6 protein-coding genes are annotated in these 4,529 nt (G+C 41.4%); 5 read left to right on the forward strand and 1 reads right to left on the reverse strand.

All coding sequences use genetic code 11. The features are described 5' to 3' along the window. Positions 1 to 93: 93 nt before the first annotated feature. The 5 genes from IQ264_RS31635 (at position 94) to IQ264_RS31655 (ending at position 3,658) form a co-directional block, all read left to right on the forward strand. On the forward strand, positions 94 to 669 hold the full coding sequence (locus tag IQ264_RS31635; protein ID WP_413470380.1) for a sigma-70 family RNA polymerase sigma factor: 576 nt from the start codon (positions 94 to 96) through the stop codon (positions 667 to 669). Further along, positions 666 to 1,196 carry a hypothetical protein gene (locus IQ264_RS31640; RefSeq protein ID WP_193986569.1) on the forward strand — a complete coding sequence of 177 codons (531 nt, stop codon included), beginning with the start codon at positions 666 to 668 and terminating at the stop codon, positions 1,194 to 1,196. The genes IQ264_RS31635 and IQ264_RS31640 overlap by 4 nt, the downstream gene beginning before the upstream one ends. A gap of 7 nt (positions 1,197 to 1,203) precedes the next feature. After that, a complete protein-coding gene (locus tag IQ264_RS31645) occupies positions 1,204 to 1,743 on the forward strand; it encodes a Spy/CpxP family protein refolding chaperone (protein WP_193986571.1) in 540 nt (179 codons plus the stop codon). A 57-nt stretch (positions 1,744 to 1,800) separates the two neighbouring features. After that, a complete protein-coding gene (locus IQ264_RS31650; protein WP_193986573.1) occupies positions 1,801 to 2,448 on the forward strand; it encodes a YqiA/YcfP family alpha/beta fold hydrolase in 648 nt (215 codons plus the stop codon). A 64-nt stretch (positions 2,449 to 2,512) separates the two neighbouring features. Further along, a complete protein-coding gene (locus IQ264_RS31655; protein WP_193986574.1) occupies positions 2,513 to 3,658 on the forward strand; it encodes a histidinol-phosphate transaminase in 1,146 nt (381 codons plus the stop codon). Between the two features lie 177 nt (positions 3,659 to 3,835). On the opposite strand, the gene IQ264_RS31660 is transcribed toward IQ264_RS31655, so the two are convergent. Next, a complete protein-coding gene (locus IQ264_RS31660; RefSeq protein WP_193986575.1) occupies positions 3,836 to 4,282 on the reverse strand; it encodes a hypothetical protein in 447 nt (148 codons plus the stop codon). Positions 4,283 to 4,529: the final 247 nt, after the last annotated feature.

Below are 4,529 nucleotides of genomic sequence, written 5' to 3' on the forward strand. Positions count from 1 at the left end.
CCCTTGTCCCCAATCCCCAATCCCCACTTTGAACCTCGATCGCCTTTGCCCAGTCTAAACTGAAGATAACAACGGGTGAGGGAGAAACCATCGGTGTATCTTGTGCCAGGTGTAGCTGTGCCAGCTGAAGACATATCCGACTCGTATCTAACAGAAAAGTGCTTAAAAGGCGATCAGCAAAGCTTTCGCCAACTTTATCAGCGCTATCAACAGCGAGTCAGATCCACACTTTATCAACTATGCGGAACATCCGCGCTCGATGACTTAGTGCAAGAAGTGTTCCTAAGAGCGTGGAAAGGATTGCCGCATCTACGTCAGACAGCGCAATTTTCTACCTGGCTTTATCGTATTACTTGGAACGTAGCCTGCGATCAGCGACGGCAATTTGCTCAACAGCGCAATTTTAATACCAAATTAGAAACTCAAGACCCCAAACAATCGCCAGCGCCTGACCTGATGCAACTACATTACCAAGATTTAGTACGACGCGCACTAGAACAGCTGAGTTTAGAACATCGGGCTGTCATAGTATTGCATGACCTAGAGGAAGTTCCGCAAAAAGAAGTGGCTGAAATCTTGGGTATTCCGGTGGGAACAGTTAAATCTCGCCTATTTCATGCCCGTGCTGCGATGCGGCAATTTCTCCAGAAACAAGGAGTTCAGCTATGAGTAAGTTACCAAATGATGACCAACGTTTAGTAGATTTTTTACGGCAAAATCGCCCAGAAATTCCCCCTTCTTCTCCCGACTTGGAAGAAAAACTTTTTCAAGCGATCGCATCTTCTACCCTTCCACAACTGCACCATAATTCCCGAAAACATTCCTCTCGTTATCGTCAATTATGGTTAGTTCCTCCCGCTATTGCAGCTAGTGTAGCTTTAGTGTTAGCTGGTAATTATTTGCGAGGAAATAGCTCTCTGACTAACTCTTTTGCTATTAATAAACTAAATAACAATAATTCTTCGGCTACTAATCTTCTGGTTAGCAAATCCAACTATCTCCCCGAACAAAATTACAGTCGGAATCGTCAAGAACTCGTTAAAATAGAAAGTTTTTTAGAAAATAACTGGAGTGGTGTTGTTACTAATAACGCCCCAGAAACATCAGTAGAAACTATGCAAAACGAGTACTTAAATCTGGCAGATAAAACTTATTACCCTACTAAAACCACACATTTAGTTACGACAAGGAGATAGAAAAAAAATGTTATTCAGTCGTGCTTCTGTAATTGCATTTTTAACTTTATCGATTGGGGCAGTTGCCATTGCTAGCCCCAAACCTTGGCTTTCTCAAATTACTTCCCAAAATCCCAATCAACCTAATAACTCACCTAATCAAGATGTTCCCAAATGGATTCAAAGATTAAATCTCACAACACAACAAGCTCAACGAATGGAGACAATTCGTAATAAGTATAGAGGACAAATAATTGAATCTGCAAAAGTGTTACGCCAAGCTCAATTGGAATTAGGTCAAATGCTGGGAAGCGATGCTAGCATAGATACCTTGCGACAAAAACATCGCCAAGTCGAAAACTTAAAACAAAAAGTAGGCAACTTGCGCTTTGAAAGCCTCTTAGAAATGCGCGAAGTATTAACTCCAGAACAACGTCGTCAGGTAGCAGACAGTTTACAAAATAGAGTCAGAAAGCGGAAAACTCTTGATTCTCTCTCACCTCAAATGCAGCAGCCACAAATGGGAGCAGGGGAGCAGGGGAACAGGGGAGCAAGAGAGAGAGATTAAAGTTTCTTTTCTAACTTTCCTAAACTATGTAAATTAAACATTCCCATCTCAAATCGAATGAATTCCGAATACATTTATCTGCACGGCTTTGCTTCTAGCCCTAATTCAGTGAAAGCTAATTTTTTGCGCGATCGCTTTTCGCAAAGCCAAATTCCCTTAACAATTCCTGACTTAAATCAATCCGACTTTACTCATTTAACAATGACGCGCCAACTGCGTCAAGTAATAGTAAATTTTCCACCTTCACCAACACCAGTAACATTAATTGGTTCTAGTTTTGGTGGATTAGCATCTGCTTGGTTAGGCGAAACAGAACTACAATGTCAAAAATTAGTTTTGTTAGCCCCAGCCTTTACTTTTCTTTCTTTATGGCTTTCCACTTTAGGAGAAAAAATAGTTGCCAGTTGGCAAAGGGAAGGATTTTTTCCCGTACATCATTACGGAGAAAAGCGATCGCTCCCCTTAAGCTACGACTTTGTAACTGACTTAAAACAATACCCAGAAACCAAAATTCAACGCCCCATTCCCACCTTAATTATTCACGGCATCAAAGATGAAGTCATACCCATTCAAGCTAGTCGAGACTTCGCCGCCTCCCGCCCTTGGATAAAATTAATTGAACTAGACAGCGATCACTCCCTCGCCAATGTTTTACCAGAAATTTGGCAAGAAATTTCCACTTTCTGTCAACTCAGCAACTTTTAGATGTAAAATTTAATCCTACAGAATCATCCCCAATCCCCAGTCCCCAGTCCCCAGTCCCTTACCAATGCTTAACTTTATTCGTTCCGATTTCGCTCAACTGGTTGCCTATCAACCCCATCCAGGAGGCACATCTGGCGAACCAGTCAAATCAGACATCACCATCGATCGCCTAGATTCTAACGAAAGTCCCTTTGATTTGCCCAACGAATTAAAGGAAAAACTGAGTTGGACTTATCAGCAACTAATCGAAAATAATCGTTATCCTGATGGTAGTTATATCGCATTGAAAAGCGCGATCGCAGAATACGTCAACGAATCCGCACAAATCACCAACATTACCTTAGATAATATTTCTGTAGGCAACGGTTCAGATGAACTGATTCGCTCAGTTTTAATCGCCACCTGTTTGGGGGGAGAAGGTGCTGTTTTAGTCGCCAATCCTACCTTTTCCATGTATGGAATTATATCCCAAACATTAGGAATTCCTGTAGTTACAGTAGGACGTTCCGAAACAGATTTTGAAATAGATTTAGACGCAGCACAACAAGCAATTAATCAAACTCAAAACCCACCAATTAGATTAGTTTTTGTTGTTCATCCCAACTCCCCAACCGCTAACGCTTTAACAGTAAAAGAATTAGATTGGTTGCGGAATTTACCTGAAAATATTTTAGTAGTAATTGACGAAGCTTATTTTGAATTTAGTCAAACCACAGTCGCCGCCGAATTAGCAAAACATCCCAATTGGATGATTTTGAGAACCTTCTCCAAAGCCTTTCGTTTAGCTGCCCATCGGGTGGGTTATGCGATCGCTCATCCCCAACTAATAAGCGCTTTAGAAAAAGTCCGCCTACCCTACAATTTACCTAGTTTTTCTCAAGCAGCCGCCTTATTTGCCATGAATTCTCGGCAAGAAATACTCGCCTCAATTCCGCAAATTTTGGCAGAAAGAGAGCAATTAATTAAAAATTTATCTGGACATCCAGCCTTAAAAATTTGGCCTAGCGCCGCTAACTTTATCTATCTGCGTCTAGCCCCGACAATCACCGATCAAACCGCTAAATTAACCACATTAACTCAACAACTAAAATCCCAAGGAACATTGATCAGACAAATTAGCGGAGGGTTAAGAATTACAGTAGGAACTCCAGAGGAGAATCAGCGATCGAGCCAAAGACTAAAAACCACCTTAGAAAGTTTTGAGTTTTGAGTTGTAGGGGCGGGTTTAGCAGATAATTTGGTAATCATAGCCGAAGATTTAACAACAAAACCCGCCCTTACTGATTTTAGAGTTGTTAGGGCGGGTTTTGTCCAGAGATTGTCTGTGGGTGACAACAGGTTATATGCTAAACCCGCCCCTACAGAGTTGTCCCCGCGTCCCCCCTGCCTAATCATCTTTAGCCCTTGCTGTTTTAATAGTTTGAGGAAAAACACCCACCAACAGAGCAAAAGCTTCATCCGGTAATTGATCCAAAGTTTGGGAATCAAAAAAGTTTTCAAACTGAAACATCAACTTTTCCGCCCGTTGTAAAGGATCATCATATTCCGTAGACTTTTTCATTAACCGGAGCCACTGAATCCGAATTTTATAAGCAGTTTGGCGATCGTCAAAAGTTTCTGGAACAATCAAAGACAGATTGCCCACAGGAGTCACCCTTTGGCAATCTAAATCACAGTTACCACCCACAGCAGCCCCAGGCCCAGCAAACTCAGCATGGTGAGGTTTATAAATAATCAAACCGTTGCGCTTACAGCGATTAATCGTCAGCAACCTACCATTTTTTAAATGCTCGGTAATTTCATCAGCAGGGAGATTTTCGTATTCTTCAGCCATATCACCTAGATTAATCAACCGTCAACAGTTAATTTTTAGCACAACCATAATGGTCTTGTACTAGCTCTAAAAATCAGAAGGGGAAAGGGCAAAAGCTAAAAGCAAAAAAGCATAAATTTAATTAAGCTTGCATCGCATCTAAATTGTATATTTTTGGTGTTAGGCAAAAACCGTCAATCCCTCTCCCCATCCCCCCATCCCCCCATCTCCCCATCAGCCTAAATATTCAATTTAAATGCGTAGCAGT

The organism is [Phormidium] sp. LEGE 05292 (assembly GCF_015207735.1).
Taxonomy (GTDB): domain Bacteria; phylum Cyanobacteriota; class Cyanobacteriia; order Cyanobacteriales; family Aerosakkonemataceae; genus Floridanema.

Excerpts from the sequence above, each read along its gene's own strand:
- IQ264_RS31655 (WP_193986574.1), top strand. The coding sequence starts at position 2,513 with ATGCTTAACTTTATTCGTTCCGATTTCGCTCAACTGGTTGCCTATCAA.
- IQ264_RS31660 (WP_193986575.1), bottom strand. The coding sequence starts at position 4,282 with ATGGCTGAAGAATACGAAAATCTCCCTGCTGATGAAATTACCGAGCAT.
- IQ264_RS31640 (WP_193986569.1), top strand. The coding sequence starts at position 666 with ATGAGTAAGTTACCAAATGATGACCAACGTTTAGTAGATTTTTTACGG.
- IQ264_RS31645 (WP_193986571.1), top strand. The coding sequence starts at position 1,204 with ATGTTATTCAGTCGTGCTTCTGTAATTGCATTTTTAACTTTATCGATT.
- IQ264_RS31650 (WP_193986573.1), top strand. The coding sequence starts at position 1,801 with ATGAATTCCGAATACATTTATCTGCACGGCTTTGCTTCTAGCCCTAAT.